The organism is Paracoccus sp. PARArs4 (assembly GCF_947311865.1).
Classification (GTDB): domain Bacteria; phylum Pseudomonadota; class Alphaproteobacteria; order Rhodobacterales; family Rhodobacteraceae; genus Paracoccus; species Paracoccus zeaxanthinifaciens.
Genome location: NZ_CAMZMW010000001.1, coordinates 82889 through 96537 on the forward strand (window position 1 = coordinate 82889; position 13649 = coordinate 96537).

At 67.2% G+C, this 13649-nt stretch carries 15 protein-coding genes; 4 read left to right on the forward strand and 11 right to left on the reverse strand.

Features of this window, described 5'->3' with window-relative positions; all coding sequences use genetic code 11:
• Positions 1-101: 101 nt before the first annotated feature.
• Positions 102-1556 carry a TrkH family potassium uptake protein gene (locus tag QMZ16_RS00440; protein ID WP_282601675.1) on the forward strand — a complete coding sequence of 485 codons (1455 nt, stop codon included), beginning with the start codon at positions 102-104 and terminating at the stop codon, positions 1554-1556.
• Here QMZ16_RS00440 and QMZ16_RS00445 read toward each other — a convergent pair whose 3' ends face one another.
• A complete protein-coding gene (locus tag QMZ16_RS00445; protein ID WP_282601676.1) occupies positions 1557-2813 on the reverse strand; it encodes a peptidoglycan-binding domain-containing protein in 1257 nt (418 codons plus the stop codon).
• Positions 2814-2929: 116 nt separating this feature from the next.
• Here QMZ16_RS00445 and QMZ16_RS00450 point away from each other — a divergent pair, with 116 nt between their 5' ends.
• From QMZ16_RS00450 to glyS, 3 genes are read left to right on the forward strand one after another with little or no spacing between them, the layout of a single operon-like run.
• A complete protein-coding gene (locus QMZ16_RS00450) occupies positions 2930-3850 on the forward strand; it encodes a glycine--tRNA ligase subunit alpha (protein WP_282601677.1) in 921 nt (306 codons plus the stop codon).
• Positions 3847-4314 (forward strand): DUF6446 family protein, encoded by a 468-nt coding sequence (locus QMZ16_RS00455; protein ID WP_282601678.1) that lies wholly within the window; start codon positions 3847-3849, stop codon positions 4312-4314. Before QMZ16_RS00450 ends, QMZ16_RS00455 begins: the two co-directional genes overlap by 4 nt.
• Positions 4314-6572 carry a glycine--tRNA ligase subunit beta gene (gene glyS, locus QMZ16_RS00460; RefSeq protein ID WP_282601679.1) on the forward strand — a complete coding sequence of 753 codons (2259 nt, stop codon included), beginning with the start codon at positions 4314-4316 and terminating at the stop codon, positions 6570-6572. The genes QMZ16_RS00455 and glyS overlap by 1 nt, the downstream gene beginning before the upstream one ends.
• Before the next feature lie 139 nt (positions 6573-6711).
• Here glyS and QMZ16_RS00465 read toward each other — a convergent pair whose 3' ends face one another.
• The 10 genes from QMZ16_RS00465 to QMZ16_RS00510 all read right to left on the reverse strand — a co-directional run bounded on the left by QMZ16_RS00465 (position 6712) and on the right by QMZ16_RS00510 (position 13632).
• Positions 6712-7491 (reverse strand): succinate dehydrogenase iron-sulfur subunit, encoded by a 780-nt coding sequence (locus tag QMZ16_RS00465; protein WP_282601680.1) that lies wholly within the window; start codon positions 7489-7491, stop codon positions 6712-6714.
• Between the two features lie 12 nt (positions 7492-7503).
• Positions 7504-8316, reverse strand: coding sequence for a hypothetical protein (locus QMZ16_RS00470; RefSeq protein ID WP_282601681.1), 813 nt, complete (start codon positions 8314-8316; stop codon positions 7504-7506).
• Positions 8317-8319: 3 nt separating this feature from the next.
• Positions 8320-8634, reverse strand: coding sequence for a hypothetical protein (locus QMZ16_RS00475; protein ID WP_282601682.1), 315 nt, complete (start codon positions 8632-8634; stop codon positions 8320-8322).
• Between the two features lie 4 nt (positions 8635-8638).
• Positions 8639-9007 carry a hypothetical protein gene (locus QMZ16_RS00480; protein ID WP_282601683.1) on the reverse strand — a complete coding sequence of 123 codons (369 nt, stop codon included), beginning with the start codon at positions 9005-9007 and terminating at the stop codon, positions 8639-8641.
• A complete protein-coding gene (gene sdhA / locus QMZ16_RS00485) occupies positions 9007-10809 on the reverse strand; it encodes a succinate dehydrogenase flavoprotein subunit (protein ID WP_282601684.1) in 1803 nt (600 codons plus the stop codon). Before sdhA ends, QMZ16_RS00480 begins: the two co-directional genes overlap by 1 nt.
• A gap of 7 nt (positions 10810-10816) precedes the next feature.
• Positions 10817-11203 carry a succinate dehydrogenase, hydrophobic membrane anchor protein gene (locus QMZ16_RS00490; protein WP_282601685.1) on the reverse strand — a complete coding sequence of 129 codons (387 nt, stop codon included), beginning with the start codon at positions 11201-11203 and terminating at the stop codon, positions 10817-10819.
• A 12-nt stretch (positions 11204-11215) separates the two neighbouring features.
• Positions 11216-11608, reverse strand: a complete 393-nt coding sequence (sdhC, locus tag QMZ16_RS00495) for a succinate dehydrogenase, cytochrome b556 subunit (protein WP_022708414.1) — start codon at positions 11606-11608, stop codon at positions 11216-11218.
• Positions 11609-11841: 233 nt separating this feature from the next.
• Positions 11842-12876 (reverse strand): MaoC family dehydratase, encoded by a 1035-nt coding sequence (locus QMZ16_RS00500; RefSeq protein WP_282601686.1) that lies wholly within the window; start codon positions 12874-12876, stop codon positions 11842-11844.
• Positions 12873-13079, reverse strand: a complete 207-nt coding sequence (locus tag QMZ16_RS00505) for a DUF1737 domain-containing protein (RefSeq protein WP_022708412.1) — start codon at positions 13077-13079, stop codon at positions 12873-12875. The genes QMZ16_RS00500 and QMZ16_RS00505 overlap by 4 nt, the downstream gene beginning before the upstream one ends.
• 1 nt (position 13080) lies before the next feature.
• Positions 13081-13632 (reverse strand): NnrU family protein, encoded by a 552-nt coding sequence (locus QMZ16_RS00510; protein ID WP_282601687.1) that lies wholly within the window; start codon positions 13630-13632, stop codon positions 13081-13083.
• Between the last annotated feature and the right edge of the window lie 17 nt (positions 13633-13649).

Sequence of the window (13649 nt, forward strand, 5' to 3'; positions counted from 1 at the left end):
CGCCTGACGCGACGTTCAAGGGGCGGCAGCGATGCCGCAGGTCGCGGGCGACATGGCCGGGGCTGCTTGACGCCCACTGGCGCGCGCGGCAATCAGGGGCAATGATCGACATGCGCCCGGTTGCCCACCCGATTGGAAAGATCGTCTTTGCCCTGGGCGCATTCATGCTGGCCCCGATGGCGGTGGACCTGTGGCATGACGACCCCCACTGGATGGTCTTCCTGGAATGCGCCTCGATCACGATCGTGACAGGGCTGCTGCTGGTCGTCGCCAACCGGGCCGAGCGCAAGCGCGCCCTGACGATCCAGCAGGCGTTTTTGCTGACATCCGGCCTGTGGATCGCGCTGCCGGTCTTCGGCGCCCTGCCCTTCATCCTGGGCGCGCCGAACGCATCCGTCACCGACGCCTTCTTCGAGGCGATGTCGGGCGTCACGACCACCGGCACCACGGCATTCCCCGAACTGGACGGCCTGCCGAAGGGCACCCATCTGTGGCGCGCGCTTCTGCAGTGGATGGGCGGTCTGGGGATCGTGGTGGTGGCGATGGTCTTCCTGCCCGTCATGAAGGTCGGCGGCATGCAGTTCTTCCGCTCCGAGGGCTTCGACACCCTGGGCAAGATCCTGCCCCGGGCCGGAGAGATCGCGGCCGAGATGACCATCATCTATGTCGCGATGACCGCCGCCTGCGCGGTCACCTACATGGTGCTGGGGATGAGCGGCTTCGACGCGGTGGTCCATGCGCTGACGACATGCTCGACCGGCGGCTTCTCGAACTACGACGCCAGCTTCGGGGCCTATCTGGGGGCGCCGGAATGGGCGGCCTCGGTCTTCATGGTGCTGGCCTCTGTGCCGTTCATCCGGCTGGTGCAGGCGATGCGCGGGAATGGCGGGCCGCTGATCCACGACCGGCAGGTGCATACCTATCTGAAGCTGATCTTCGCCGTCTGCGGGATCATCATCATCTATCGCCTGATCTGGCTGGAACAGGATGTCTCCTTCTCCGAGGCGGTGCGGGAAACGGTGTTCAACACCATCTCGACCTTCTCGGGGACGGGGTTCGCATCGACCGACATGACGCAATGGGGGCACCTGCCCTTCGCGCTGCTGATCATCGTGGGGCTGATCGGGGGCTGCACCGGATCGACGGGCTGCTCGGTCAAGGTCTTCCGCTACGAGGTGCTGTTCCAGGCCGTGCGCGCCCAGATCCGGCGGATGCATTCGCCGCACAGGCTGTATCCGCTGCGCTATGCCGGGCATCCGCTGGACAAGGGCGTCGTCGATTCGGTGATGGCCTTCTTCACGCTGTTCATGCTGACCTTCGGCCTGCTGATCGTGGGGCTTGCGCTGACGGGCCTGCATCCGCGCACCGCGCTGACCGCCGCCTGGACGGCCATCGCAAATGTCGGCCCCGCATGGGGCCCGGAAATCACCGCCAACGGGTCCATCGTGGAATTCCCGACGGCGGCGAAATGGATGATGATCACCGGCATGTATCTGGGCCGGTTGGAGCTGGTCTCGGTCCTGGTCCTGCTGCTGCCGCGCTTCTGGCGGCCCTGATCAGGGCAGCGTTGCGCCGGGCGCGTCGTTCCGCGCCGGTGCGTGCCGCGTCAGGCTGCCGGCCATCTCGGCCTCGATCCGGGCCTGGTTCTGCGCATCCGATGCGGGCCAGATCAGCACCCAGCCTTCCGCGCGCCCGTCCTGCACGCGCCCCTGCGCGACGCCGATATGCGCGTCGTTGGCACCCTTCAGCCTGACCGAGCCGTTCGCGATCTCTCGCGTGGGGTTCGGCACCCAGCCAAGCGCGGTCACGAGGCCCGCAAGGTCCAGAAGCTCTTGCTGGCCGCCCTTCTGGCTGAACAGGATCAGCGCCGCGCCGGACCCGTCCTTCGGACCCCAGATCGACAGCGCGCGTTCGGCACGGTCGAATTCCAGCGCCGAGCGCGGCGCGATGACCGAAAGCCCCGTCACCTCGTCGCGCAGTTCCGACAGCCCCAGTTCGTCGCGCCATTCCTGCTGGCGCCGCTTCAGCGCCTCCATCGCGGTGCCCGGATCGGTCGAGGCGCGGTTCTGCGCGATCTCGGCGCGGATGGCGGCCTGCGTGCGCGGGCCGTCCTGCCCGTCGATCGCGCCGTCATAGTGCCCGGCCCATGCCAGCATCGCCTGCACCTCGGCCAGGGGCGGCATGGGGCGGCGCGCATCCGGCGCGGGCAGATCGGGTGCCTGCCCCGGCTGCAGCGCATCGCCAAGGACCGCGGCCTCGATCACGGTCGCGCCCGCGGGCATCGCGCCCGCATCGGTCAGGACCGGCAGCCAGGCCTGCGCGGCGGCAGGCGCTAGCGGTCCAAGCGTCACGGCAAAGCCGCCATCGACCAGCGCGTGCAGCCCCGCATCGGGAAACTCCTCGCGGATATCGCCAAGGGCCTGACGGGCGGCGGCTTCGTCCTGCGCGCGCGACAGCGCCAGGAAGACATCGGGCGGCGGCGCGATCTCGGTCGGGGCCGCGTCGCCCACGGGCACAAGGACCATTCCCGGCGCGGGCACGCTGACGAAGCTGTCGTCGGGAACCGCGCCCGCGGCCTTCAGCTGCGCCAGCCGCGCATCCGCGTCGGCGCGATCAAGCGGCCCGATCGCGATGCCGGTCCAGCCGTTGCCAAGGTCCAGCGTGACGACGCCCTCCAGCGTCTCGGCCCATGCACCGGCGGCCACGCTCGCCTCCTCGGCGCCGCGCTTGGCCTCGATCCGGATCACGGCATCCTCGGCCATCGCCGGGACCGGGATCATGGCCGCCATGAATAACGTTGCGATCTGCCGCATCTGCCGCCTCCTTCGCTGCCGCGTCTGCGCGGTCGTTGCCGGGCCTTTATTGACCCTGTTCCGCCACGCGCCTAGAAGGCGCCAAGCACTGCCGATCTACGCAAAAGGATGGCCCGATGACCAGCCCCAACCGACCCCGCAGTTTTCAGGAGATCATCCTGCGCTTGCAGAATTACTGGGCGGGACAGGGCTGCGCCGTCCTGCAGCCCTACGACATGGAGGTCGGCGCGGGCACGTTCCACCCCGCGACCACGCTGCGCGCCCTGGGCAGCCGCCCCTGGGCTGCGGCCTATGTCCAGCCCTCGCGCCGTCCGACCGACGGGCGCTACGGGGAAAACCCGAACCGGCTGCAGCACTATTACCAGTACCAGGTCATCATCAAGCCCAGCCCGCCGAACCTGCAGGAGCTGTATCTGGGCAGCCTGCGCGCGATCGGGCTGGACCCGATGGTCCACGATGTCCGCTTCGTGGAAGACGACTGGGAATCGCCCACCCTTGGCGCATGGGGCCTTGGATGGGAGGTCTGGTGCGACGGGATGGAGGTCAGCCAGTTCACCTATTTCCAGCAGGTCGGCGGGCATGACTGCAAGCCGGTCTCGGGAGAGCTGACCTATGGCCTGGAGCGTCTGGCCATGTATGTCCTGGGCGTCGAACATGTGATGGACATGCCCTTCAACGACCCCGACAGCCCCATCGCGCTGACCTATGGCGACATCTTCCGCCAGACCGAACAGGAATATTCGCGCTGGAACTTCGACCAGGCCGATACCGAGATGCTGCTTCAGCACTTCAAGGACGCCGAGGCCGAATGCGCCCGCATCCTCGAGGCCGCCGAGACGGACGGCGCGGGTCGCCGCATCCCGATGGCGCATCCCGCCTATGACCAGGCGATCAAGGCCAGCCACCTGTTCAACCTGCTGGACGCGCGCGGCGTGATCTCGGTCACGGAACGCCAGGCCTATATCGGGCGGGTGCGCGCGCTGTCCAAGGGCTGCGCCGACCTGTTCCTGACCACCGAGGCCGCGGGGGCCGCATGAACGGCAAGACCGTTGTCGCAACCCTCGTGCTGGCGACCGTCCTTGCGGGCGGCGGCATGTGGTATGCGCAGGAATACGGATATTACGACCGGATCGACCCGGCCGACGGCGCCATCGCGGTGGACACCCCCGCAGGCACCGTCGACCTGGACCTGATCGGGTTCGAGGGGATCGACGCCGACAGCTCTCCCTTGCGCTGGCGTGCCTGCGCGCGGGCCGAGAACCTGCCCGCCGATGCCGTCCCCTATCCCGACGCGACGCCCCTGATCGGGCCGCGCTGGTTCGACTGCTTCGACGCCCGCGAAATCGGGCGCGACCTTGAACGCGGCGCCGCGCGCGCCATCCTTGCCAGGTCCGAGATCCACACCGACGTGGACCGCGTGCTGGCCGTCTATCCCGACGGGCGCGTGTTCGGCTGGCACCAATACAACGACAAGACCCCGGAACGCGGAGTGATGGACTGATGCCCGACCTGCTGATCGAGCTTTTCTCGGAAGAAATCCCCGCACGGATGCAGACCCGCGCGCGCGAGGACCTCAAGCGTCTCGTGACCGACGGGTTGGTCGAGGCGGGCCTGACCTATGCCAGCGCGGGTGCCTTCAGCACGCCGCGCCGCCTGGTCCTGACCATCGAGGGCCTGACCGCCCACAGCCCCACCACGCGCGAGGAACGCAAGGGCCCCCGCACCGACGCCCCCGAAAAGGCGCTGGAAGGCTTCCTGCGCTCGACCGGGCTGACCCGCGACCAGCTGGAGGCCCGCGACGACAAGAAGGGCCAGGTCTGGTTCGCCACCATCACCCATGAAGGCCGCCCCGCCGCGGATATCGTGGCCGAGGTGCTGGAAGCCGCGATCCGCAACTTCCCCTGGCCGAAATCCATGCGTTGGGGCGCAGGATCGCTGCGTTGGGTGCGCCCGCTGCATTCGATCCTGTGCATCCTTTCGGACGAGGCCGGCACCTCGGTCGTCGATCTGGACGTGGATGGCATCAAGGCCGGCGACACGACGCGCGGCCACCGCTTCATGGCCCCCGACGCCTTCACCGTCACCGGCTTCGAGGATTACGCCGCCAGGCTGCGCCGCGCCTTCGTCATGCTGGACACCGATGAACGCGCGTCCGAGATCCGCCAGCAGGCCGACAACCTGGCCTTTGCGCGCGGCTGGGAAATCGTCGCCGACGAGGGGCTTCTGGCCGAGGTCGCGGGCCTTGTCGAATGGCCCGTGCCGCTGATGGGCGTGATCGAGGACCGCTTCCTCGACCTGCCGCCCGAGGTGCTGCAGACCTCGATGAAGGAGCACCAGAAGTTCTTCTCGGCCCGCAACCCCAAGACGGGCCGGATCGAGGGCTTCGTGACGGTCGCCAACATCGTGACGCCCGATGACGGCGCGACGATCCTTGCGGGCAACCAGCGCGTTCTGGCCGCCCGCCTGTCCGATGCCGCCTTCTTCTGGGAAAACGACCTGCGAGAGGCGAAATCCGGCATGGAGACCTGGGCCGAGGGCCTGAAATCCGTGACCTTCCAGAGCAAGCTTGGCAGCCAAGCCGACCGTGTCGCCCGCATCGCAGCCCTGTCGCGCGAGATCGCGCCGCTTGTGGGCGCCGACCCCGACCAAGCCGAGCTTGCCGCCAGCCTTGCCAAGCTGGACCTGCGCTCGGCCATGGTGGGCGAATTCCCCGAGCTTCAGGGCACGATGGGCCGCTACTATGCGCTGCAGGCGGGCCATGATGCCGCCGTCGCCGATGCGGCGCGCGACCACTACTCGCCCCTCGGGCCGTCCGATGCGGTGCCCACCGCACCCGTCTCGGTCGCCGTGGCGCTGGCGGACAAGCTGGACACGCTGACCGGCTTCTGGGCCATCGACGAGAAGCCCACGGGTTCCAAGGACCCCTTCGCGCTGCGGAGGGCGGCACTGGGGGTGATCCGGCTGGTGCTGGAGAACCGTGTTCGCGTCCCGGTGACGAGCCTCATAGGCAACGCAACGATCGCGCACTACTCGCAGGAACTGCGCGGCTTGCTTGAAGACGATGCCGCGGAAGCCGAAGCAGCGGCCAGTTGGCTCGGCGTCGATGTCGCCAAGTTGCAAGCCATGGCATCCGAAATTCGCGATGCCGCCGTGTCTCAGGAAGAACGCGACGCCAGATCGCGCGAGTTTGCCGTGAAGATGATCGAACGGCAGGAAGCGAAGACTTCCGACGCTCAGACGCTGCTCTCGTTCTTCCACGACCGCCTCAAGGTCTACCTGCGCGAGCAGGGCATCCGTCACGACATCATCGACGCCGTGCTGGCGCAGGACGGCAATGACGACCTGCTGCAGGTCGTGAACCGTGCCACCGCGCTGAACGACATGATGGCGACCGAGAACGGGCAGAACCTGACCCAGGGCCTCAAGCGTGCGGGCAACATTCTGGCCCAGGCCGAAGAAAAGGACGGCGTCGAATACAGCTTCGGTGCCGACCCGAAATTCGCCGATACCGACGCAGAACACGCCCTGTTCGCCGCGCTCGACACCGCCGATCCCGCGATCCGCAAGGCCATGGCCTCCGAGGACTTCCCCGCCGCCATGCAGGCCATCGCGGGCCTCCGTGCCCCGATCGACGCCTTCTTCGAGGCCGTGCAGGTCAATACCGACAACCAGATCCTGCGTCGCAACCGCCTGAACCTGCTGTCGCGCATCCGCGACGCCGGACGGCAAATCGCCGACTTCACCCGGATCGAGGGCTAAGAAACAGCCCCCCCCCCCCGCACCCAAGCGAAAGGGGCCGGAGAAATCTCCGGCCCCTTCTTCGTTTCAGCGATCGGTTTCTGACGCGACCGCCCACGGGGGTCCGGGGGGTTCGCCCCCCGGCCGTCGCGGGACGCAATCAGGCCGAACGTTCCACCATCATGTGCTTGATCGAAGCGATCGCCTTCGCGGGGTTCAGACCCTTCGGGCAAGTGTTGGTGCAGTTCATGATCGTGTGGCAGCGATACAGCTTGAAGGGATCCTCCAGCTCGTCCAGACGCTCGCCCGTGGCTTCGTCACGGCTGTCGATGATCCAGCGATAGGCATGCAGCAGCGCGGCCGGCCCGAGGTAACGGTCGCCGTTCCACCAGTAGGACGGGCACGCGGTCGAGCAGGACGCGCACATGATGCACTCGTACAGGCCGTCCAGCTTCTTGCGGTCCTCGATCGACTGCTTCCACTCTTTCGCGGGCGTCGGCGATTTCGTCTGCAGATAGGGGTTCACCGAGGCGTGCTGCGCATAGAAATGCGTCAGGTCCGGCACCAGGTCCTTGACCACCGGCATGTGCGGCAGCGGATAGATCGAGATGTCGCCCTTCACCTCGTCGATGCCGAAGATGCAGGCCAGCTTGTTGCCGCCGCCGATATTCATCGCGCAGGACCCGCAGATCCCCTCGCGGCACGACCGGCGGAAGGACAGGGTCGGGTCGATCTCGTTCTTGATCTTGATCAGCGCGTCCAGCATCATCGGGCCGCACTTGTCGACATCCACGAAATAGGTGTCGAGGCGCGGGTTCTCGCCGGTATCGGGATCCCAACGATAGATCTTGAACTTGCGCACATTGGTCGCGCCCTCGGGCTTGGGCCAGGTCTTGCCGACCGTGATCTGGCTGTTCTTGGGCAAAGTGAACTGGACCATTGGGTGCTCCTTTCAGAGAGTGCCTTCGGACGGCGCTTGGGCCGTGAATAGATGTTGCGAGCGCGCGACGAGTTCTGCGACCCGGTCGCGGGCATGGGGGTTCAGCTCCAGCCGGTTCAGCTGGCGCAGGAATTCGGTGGCATTGTCGTTCAGCCGCTCCATCGCGCGATCGGGCAGCGGGGGCAGTGCGTCGATGCGGTCACCTGGCAGCCCGGCCAGGCGCAGCAGGTGGCGGGCCGTGTCCTCGGGACCGTGCAGATGGGTCACGCGCCCCTCGCCCACGGCATTCTCGATGCGCCGCACCAGGTTCGGCCAATCCGGCAGATCGGCCGTCGCCGCGCGGAAATCGGCCCAGCTGCCGGCATAGCCGTCGGTACGGACCGCCTGCGCCCAGACCGAGGGCAGCCAGTCCTCCATCTCGCGCGTGCAGATGACATAGCGGGGGTCGAAGCCCCGGTCCTGCGCGGCACGGTCCAGCTGCTTCAGAAGCCGCGGCAGCACGGGATAGAGACCGGTCTCGCCGCCATTGCCGGGCATCGCGCCCGACAGGTTCTCGTGGCTGATCAGGACGGGCTGGTCGCCCTGCGGGATGGTGTCCAGAACCTCGTCCAGCGCGGCGACAAGCGCCTCACGGCGGTCCTTGCCCGGCGCCAGGCTGAAGGCCACGGCGGCACGCCCCAGGGGGCGCATGGGCGTCCCTTCGGCGGGGGTGCGCAGGATCACGCGATCGGCGATCTGCGGCGCTGCCTGTTCCAGGAAGCGCTGCACCGATGTCGTGCCGGTCTTCTGGACCCCGATATGGAAGATGAGCGGACGCTGCGCCATGCCCTAGCCCCGCCATCCCGGCTGGTCATAGAGTGGCCGCGTCGGCAATTCGCCGGAGCGACGGCGCACGCAGCGGTCGAACACGGCCGAGGGGTCGCGCCCCATGATGTAGTCGCTTCCGATCTCCAGCTCGACCCGGCCGAAGCCGTCGATCCCGCCACCCGATCCGGAGGCCGCACCGACGGCCACGCTTCCACGCGGCCGTTGGGCAAGTTCGGCATCGCGCAGGCACACGCGCTCGGCCTGATCCACCGGGATCGGACCGCATGCGGCCAGCACCGCAAGCGGTGCAAGCCAGAGCGTGTGCCGCGCGCGCATCATGTCAGGCCGAGCGCGCCACGGAGGCGATGCACTGCGTGGTCGCCGGACGCGAGACGATCGCGGCGACGCTGTCGGCGGTGCTGCTGCCGGCTGCGGACATCTGGGCGATGTCGATCAGTTCGGCGGTGGTCGCGTTCTGCATCACGCAGTTCGTGTAGGGCGTGGTGTCCGAACCGGCCAGGCGCGACTGCATTTCCGTGTTCACGGCGTTGCGGGCCAGCTGGCGCGATGCCTCGTCCAGCTGGGTCGGTGCCGTGGGTGCGGCAGCCGGGGCGGAGGGGACGGCCGGTGCGGTCGTCTGCACCGGGGCCACACAGCCCGCCAGCGTGACTGCGGAAACGGCCAGTGCCGCGTAGATCTTCGTGCGCATCAGTAAACCCTTTTCTTCGGAGCGATCTTTTGCAGGTCGATCCCGCCCTCTTGCTGAGTGGTCAGCGGATCCATGTGGACAGGCCGATAGTCGAGTTTAACCTTGTTCCCGTCGACCCATGCAAGCGAGTGCTTGCGCCAGGTGGCATCATCCCGCTCGGGCCAGTCCTCGTGGGCGTGGGCGCCGCGGCTTTCCTTGCGTGCCTCGGCGGCGACGATGGTCGCCATCGCGTTCGGCATCAGGTTCGTCAGCTCCAGCGTCTCCATCAGGTCGGTGTTCCAGATCAGCCCGCGATCGGTGACCTTCAGGTCATTCATCATGCCCGCGATCTCGGTCATCTTGTCGACGCCTTCCGCCAGGGTCTTGTCGGTGCGGAACACCGCCGCGTCGGCCTGCATCGTGCGCTGCATCTTGTCGCGCAGTTCCGCGGTCGAGGTGCCGCCCGTGGCGTTGCGCAGCGTGTCGAAGCGGTCCAGCGCACGGTCGACCTCGGCCTGGTTGGTCGAGGGGATGGCGCTTTCGCGGTCGATGACCTGGCCCGCGCGGATGGCGGCGGCGCGACCGAAGACGACAAGGTCGATCAGGCTGTTCGAGCCGAGGCGGTTCGCGCCATGGACCGATGCGCAGCCGGCCTCGCCCACGGCCATCAGGCCGGGGAACACCGCGTCGGGCGTGTCGGCGGTCGGTGCCAGCACCTCGCCCCAGTAGTTCGTCGGAATACCGCCCATGTTGTAGTGCACGGTCGGCAGCACCGGGATCGGTTCGCGCGTGACATCGACGCCCGCGAAGATCTTGGCCGATTCCGAGATGCCCGGCAGACGCTCGTGCAGGGTTTCCGGCGGCAGGTGCATCAGGTTCAGGAAGATGTGGTCCTTGTCGGCACCCACGCCGCGACCTTCGCGGATCTCCATGGTCATGCAGCGGCTGACGACGTCGCGGCTGGCCAGGTCCTTGTAGGTCGGTGCGTAACGCTCCATGAAGCGCTCGCCCTCGCTGTTGGTCAGGTAACCGCCCTCGCCGCGCGCGCCCTCGGTGATCAGGCAGCCCGAGCCGTAGATGCCGGTCGGGTGGAACTGCACGAACTCCATGTCCTGCAGAGGCAGGCCCGCGCGGGCGACCATGCCGCCACCGTCGCCGGTGCAGGTATGGGCGCTGGTCGCGCTGAAATAGGCACGGCCATAGCCGCCGGTCGCCAGCACCACCATCTTGGCGTTGAAGACGTGCATCGTGCCGTCATCCAGCTTCCAGCAGACGACGCCGGTGCAGCGGCCATCGGTGATGATCAGGTCCAGCGCGAAATACTCGATGAAGAATTCCGCGTTATGCTTCAGCGACTGACCGTACAGCGTGTGCAGGATGGCGTGGCCGGTCCGGTCTGCGGCGGCGCAGGTGCGCTGCACCGGGGGGCCTTCGCCGAATTCGGTCGTGTGGCCGCCGAAGGGACGCTGGTAGATGCGGCCATCCTCGGTGCGGCTGAAGGGAACGCCGTAATGTTCCAGCTCGTAGACGGCCTTGGGGGCCTCGCGCGCCAGGTATTCCATGGCGTCGGTATCGCCCAGCCAGTCCGACCCCTTCACGGTGTCGTACATGTGCCACTGCCAGTGGTCGGGGCCCATGTTCGACAGCGATGCGGCGATGCCGCCCTGGGCTGCCACGGTGTGGCTGCGGGTCGGGAAGACCTTGCTCACGCAGGCCGTGCGCAGGCCCTGTTCGGCCATGCCGAGCGTGGCGCGAAGGCCCGCGCCGCCGGCGCCCACCACGACGACATCGTAATCATGCGTATGCGTTTCGTAGGAAGCCATGTCGTCCTCAGATCGCGGGGGTGGTGAAGGCCATCTTCGCCAGCGCGAAGACGGCGGCGGCGATGACGCCCCACCCGAAGATGTTCGAGGCAACGATCGCAAGCTTGTTCACGTTGCCGTAGAGATAGTCGTCCAGCATGATCCGCGTGCCCTTGATGAAGTGCACCATGCCGACGATGATGAAGAGCGCCGTGATGACGCCGGGGAACGGACGGCCGAAATGGGCCATCAGCTCCTCTCGCGGCAGGCCGATGCCCGCGCCGACCGCGATCAGGAACAGCGGCGTCAGGATGATCAGCGCATAGCTGCTGACCGTCATCTGCCAGTGGTGATGCGTGCCCGAACGCGCCGAGCCAAGCCCTTGGGCCGCCTTGCGGGGGGTGATGTAGCGCATGAAACCCTCGCCTCAGCTGATGAAGAAGATGATGAGGCTCAGCAGCGTCAGCGCGACCGAACCGATGATGATGGCCCAGGACGCCTTCTCGGCCTCGTGGATCTCGAGGCCCATGCCCGCATCGTAGAACAGGTGGCGGATGCCCGCCAGCGCGTGGAACCACAGCGCCCAGGTCGAGGCGGTGAGGATCAGGAAGCCCAGCCAGGACCGCACGACCCAGTCGGCGGCGGCGAAGGCGCCCGGCCCGCTGACGGCGGCGACCAGCCACCATGCCAGCAGCACGACGCCTGCGACCAGCGCATGGCCGGTGATCCGCGTCATGATCGAGGTGATCGCCGCCAGCGGCAGCTTGTAGACCTGAAGGTGGGGGGAAAGCGGCCGGTTACCCCGGTTCACGTCGGCCATGGCGGCCCTCCTTTGTCGGTTCAGCAGGTCCCGCCAAGGTCGTCCCAGAAGGCAGGGCTGGCCGGGCGGGCTGGCATTTGCCGTGTATCTATGTGGAAGTTATTCCATCTGTCATCGGAAGTTTCCAGCCCACGCGCCGAAATGACGCGGAAAACATGTTTTGTGATCACGCAAAACCGTCGCGTGATCACAGTTTCCCGCCGCGCCGTCGCGGGGCTGGCGCAGGCACCGGTTCATTCCGGCATCAGCGCCCAGTAATCCAGATCCAGCAGGATCTCGGGCAGGTAACGGCCCGCCGCGTCCTTCAGGGCGAACCCGTCCACCCTGCCCTTGGTCGCGACCAGCCGCAGCCGGATCGCGCCGACGCCCGGAACGGCGGTGGGGGCCTTGTCCAGCACCTCGGACCAGGCACGGACCGTATCGCCCGCGAAGCACGGATTGGCATGGGCACCCGCGTTCAACGCGACGATCATCTGCGCATTCGCCAGCCCGTTGAAGGACAACGCCCGCGCCATGCTGATGACATGACCGCCATAGATCAGCCGCCGGCCGTCATCGCGATTGGTGGCGTCGAAATGCACCTTGGCCGTGTTCTGCCACAGCCGAGTGGCCAGCATGTGCTCGGCCTCTTCGATGGTGACGCCATCGACATGGTCGATCAGCTCTCCGACGGTGTAATCGCCAAGACGGTGCGTTTCCCCCGCAAGATCAGTATTGTAGGCGTCGAAGTTCAGGCCCTCTGGAACCACGATGTCCTGGGGCGCGACGGTGCCCGACAGCGTCGGCAGCACGGGTTCGGGCGCATCGCCGCCTTCTTCGCGGCGGCGGACCATGACCCACCGCACATATTCCAGCACAACCTCGTCCTGCTGGTTCAGCCCGCGCGTGCGTACCCAGACCACGCCCGATTTCCCGTTCGAGTTCTGCTTGAGGCCGATCACCTCGGATTCGGCGCGCAGCGTGTCGCCGGGCCAGACCGGCAGCAGCCAGCGCCCCTCGGCATAGCCCAGATTCGCGACGGCGTTCAGGCTGACATCCGGGACCGTCTTGCCGAACACGGTGTGAAAAGCCAGCAGGTCGTCCATCGGGCTGCCGTCCAGCCCGCAGGAAATCGCGAACTCGTCCGAGGAATAGAGCGCATGCCGCGCCGGATAGAGCGCGTGATAGAGCGCCCTTTCCCCCTCGGCCAGGGTGCGCGGCACGGCATGGCGGATCACCTGCCCGATCGCGTAATCCTCGAAGAAGCGGCCCGGATTGGTCTTGGTCATTGCTGGCCCAGCTTCATGTCGGGGTGGTATTCGGTCTCGATCTCCTTTGTGACGGCCTGTGCGCAGCGCATCACGCCGCGCGCGGCATCGAAGGCCATGCTGGGGCTGCCCTCCAGAACCCAGCCCTTGGCCAGCGCATCGCTGACCTTGTGGCAGAAGGCGGCGGTATCGTCCTCGGTCAGCAGGCGATAGATCTTGGGCATCTTACGAAACTCCGAATGGCGAGGGGCCGACAAGGCCGTGGATGGTGGCTGCGACCAGCATGACGATGACGGCGCCGGCGACTGCCATAATCTCTTTCCTGACGGGGAAGGGACCGGTCGGCGGAACATGGTCCGACACGCGGTTGATCACCTGCATCTCGACCAGCGCCCATGCCAGCAGCCCGCCGAACAGGATGATCGAGGGCGTGTCGCCATTGACCAGCAGATGCGCGAAGGCCCAGACGGCAAAGCCCCACAGCATCGGATGCCGCGTCAGCGCCGTCACGCGGGTCTTCATCCCCGATGCGGCGAACAGGTAGAACGCGATCAGGACCAGCAGGTTGTTGATGCCGACCGTCGCGGGCGAAGGCCCCCACAGGAAGGTGCCGACCGCGGATTTGTAGCCGACCGTCATCAGCACGATCGACAGCGCCAGCGCGACGGCCACCGCGCCCTTGCCCGGATCGCCCAGCTTGGCGCGCGTCTCGGGGGCCGCCCGCTTGAACAGATGCGCCGCCCACCACAGGGCCACGCCGAGGATCAGGATCAGCATCTGGCTTCCTTTCGCTG

Excerpts from the sequence above, each read along its gene's own strand:
- QMZ16_RS00440 (WP_282601675.1), top strand. The coding sequence starts at position 102 with ATGATCGACATGCGCCCGGTTGCCCACCCGATTGGAAAGATCGTCTTT.
- QMZ16_RS00445 (WP_282601676.1), bottom strand. The coding sequence starts at position 2,813 with ATGCGGCAGATCGCAACGTTATTCATGGCGGCCATGATCCCGGTCCCG.
- QMZ16_RS00450 (WP_282601677.1), top strand. The coding sequence starts at position 2,930 with ATGACCAGCCCCAACCGACCCCGCAGTTTTCAGGAGATCATCCTGCGC.
- QMZ16_RS00455 (WP_282601678.1), top strand. The coding sequence starts at position 3,847 with ATGAACGGCAAGACCGTTGTCGCAACCCTCGTGCTGGCGACCGTCCTT.
- glyS (WP_282601679.1), top strand. The coding sequence starts at position 4,314 with ATGCCCGACCTGCTGATCGAGCTTTTCTCGGAAGAAATCCCCGCACGG.
- QMZ16_RS00465 (WP_282601680.1), bottom strand. The coding sequence starts at position 7,491 with ATGGTCCAGTTCACTTTGCCCAAGAACAGCCAGATCACGGTCGGCAAG.
- QMZ16_RS00470 (WP_282601681.1), bottom strand. The coding sequence starts at position 8,316 with ATGGCGCAGCGTCCGCTCATCTTCCATATCGGGGTCCAGAAGACCGGC.
- QMZ16_RS00475 (WP_282601682.1), bottom strand. The coding sequence starts at position 8,634 with ATGCGCGCGCGGCACACGCTCTGGCTTGCACCGCTTGCGGTGCTGGCC.
- QMZ16_RS00480 (WP_282601683.1), bottom strand. The coding sequence starts at position 9,007 with ATGCGCACGAAGATCTACGCGGCACTGGCCGTTTCCGCAGTCACGCTG.
- sdhA (WP_282601684.1), bottom strand. The coding sequence starts at position 10,809 with ATGGCTTCCTACGAAACGCATACGCATGATTACGATGTCGTCGTGGTG.
- QMZ16_RS00490 (WP_282601685.1), bottom strand. The coding sequence starts at position 11,203 with ATGCGCTACATCACCCCCCGCAAGGCGGCCCAAGGGCTTGGCTCGGCG.
- sdhC (WP_022708414.1), bottom strand. The coding sequence starts at position 11,608 with ATGGCCGACGTGAACCGGGGTAACCGGCCGCTTTCCCCCCACCTTCAG.
- QMZ16_RS00500 (WP_282601686.1), bottom strand. The coding sequence starts at position 12,876 with ATGACCAAGACCAATCCGGGCCGCTTCTTCGAGGATTACGCGATCGGG.
- QMZ16_RS00505 (WP_022708412.1), bottom strand. The coding sequence starts at position 13,079 with ATGCCCAAGATCTATCGCCTGCTGACCGAGGACGATACCGCCGCCTTC.
- QMZ16_RS00510 (WP_282601687.1), bottom strand. The coding sequence starts at position 13,632 with ATGCTGATCCTGATCCTCGGCGTGGCCCTGTGGTGGGCGGCGCATCTG.